Origin of the sequence: Xanthomonas sp. D-36-1 (assembly GCF_017746155.1) — a bacterium.
GTDB lineage: Bacteria > Pseudomonadota > Gammaproteobacteria > Xanthomonadales > Xanthomonadaceae > Xanthomonas > Xanthomonas cissicola.
Genome location: NZ_JAGHWR010000096.1, coordinates 1 through 1,504, shown reverse-complemented (window position 1 = coordinate 1,504; position 1,504 = coordinate 1). Strand labels below are relative to the sequence as shown.

Annotated in this window: 1 protein-coding gene; it reads right to left on the bottom strand. The window is 65.1% G+C overall.

Features of this window, described 5'->3' with window-relative positions:
- Nucleotides 1-23 precede the first annotated feature (23 nt).
- Nucleotides 24-1,379: an IS5 family transposase gene (locus tag J7367_RS20530; protein WP_057663026.1), complete on the bottom strand. Its 1,356-nt coding sequence runs from the start codon at nt 1,377-1,379 to the stop codon at nt 24-26.
- Between the last annotated feature and the right edge of the window lie 125 nt (nt 1,380-1,504).

The window sequence follows — 1,504 nt, the reverse complement described above, 5'->3', positions numbered from 1 at the left end:
GTCCGCCCTGAACAATTCCGTTCTCAACCGCAGGCGGGCTCGCGGTGCCCTGGCGCGAAGAGCAGGGCGGCGATGACCGCCTGTATCGACAGCCCGAAGCGGGCGCATAGAAGCCGCAGCGCGGCCAGGATCATGCGCAGGTTGTGCCCGGCGCCGCACATTACCGCGTGCAGCGCATCGCCCAGCGCGCCCTTGAGCGGGTTGCGGGCTAGCCGTCCGTCCATCTTCATATGTCCAATGGCCGGCTCGATGGCGCTACGTCGCTTGATCATGGACTTCAGTGTCTTGGTGATGCCGCGCTTTTGCCCTGAGCGCAGGATGCGTACGCCTTCGATCTCCACACCCCGGTAGCCCTTGTCCACGATGGCCGTGGCCGGCCGCTTGTCCGTGCCGGTGAGGATGCCCACCTGCTCCAGCGTCTCGGCCAGCGTGTGGCCGTCGTAGGGATTGCCTGGCATGGAGCGCATGCCCACCACCAAGCCTTCCTTCAACGTGGTGGCGATGCTGACCTTCACGCCAAACTCGTAGGGTGTCCTCGCTTTGCCCTTGCTGATGCATTCCACCTCGGGCGCGTGCAGGGCGTACAGCTTGCGCTTGTCCTTGGTCCGTTGGGCCAAGATGCGGCCGGTGCGCTGCAGCAGGTCCTGGACCTCGGCCTTGGCCGCTTCGGGCAGCACGTGCAGTTGGCGCTGCACCTCTCGGTGCACGCGGCCCACACGGGTACGCAGCGTGCGCACCGCGCGGCCCATGCGCTTGAACTGCTTGGCGTGCGCGTAACGCCCGATCTGCGCGGCCAGTCGTGGCGCCACCCGGTTGTAGTTCTGGCGCAGCCGCAGCCCGTTGTCCTGGGCTGCCTTGACCAGGTGCTGGCGGCTCTTGTCCAGCAGCCGGCTGTCCGTGGGATGGGCGATGGCCTTGGGCATGACGGTGGTGTCCACGATGACCTGCTGCACGCTGCACTTGCGGATCACGCCGCCCCGCCGGGCGGCATCGATGCTGGCCGCCAGCAGCGTCTCCACGCCTTCCTCCCCGACACGCTTCCTCCAGCGCGTCAGGCTGGACGGATCGATGGGCGGCTCGGTCTGCAGGTAGGTCTCACCGCAGAAGAACTGCCAGTACGGGTTCTCCACCCAGGTGTTGACCACTGCCTCATCGGAGGCATCGAAGGTGTGCTGCAGGTACAGCAGGCCGGCGACCAGGCGTGGCGGCAATGCAGGCCGTCCGCGCCCAGAAGTGAACGACACAGCAAACGTGCGCTCGATCTCGCCCCAGTCGATCAACCCGGCCAGGCGCACCAGCGGGTGCTTCATGTTGATCTGCTCGTCCAGCCTGGGACGGAACAACTCACCGGACTGTGGCTGCGAAGGCTTCGGACCCATCGGACTCCCCCGGAACAATTTGCAAGAAAACAGTCACTGGCAAAACCATACCTTGCAAATACTGCATCCATCAACCTGAAGAAATGCAAGCCAGATCAATGGCTTGCGAGTTGTTCAGGGCGGAC

Excerpts from the sequence above, each read along its gene's own strand:
- J7367_RS20530 (WP_057663026.1), bottom strand. The coding sequence starts at position 1,379 with ATGGGTCCGAAGCCTTCGCAGCCACAGTCCGGTGAGTTGTTCCGTCCC.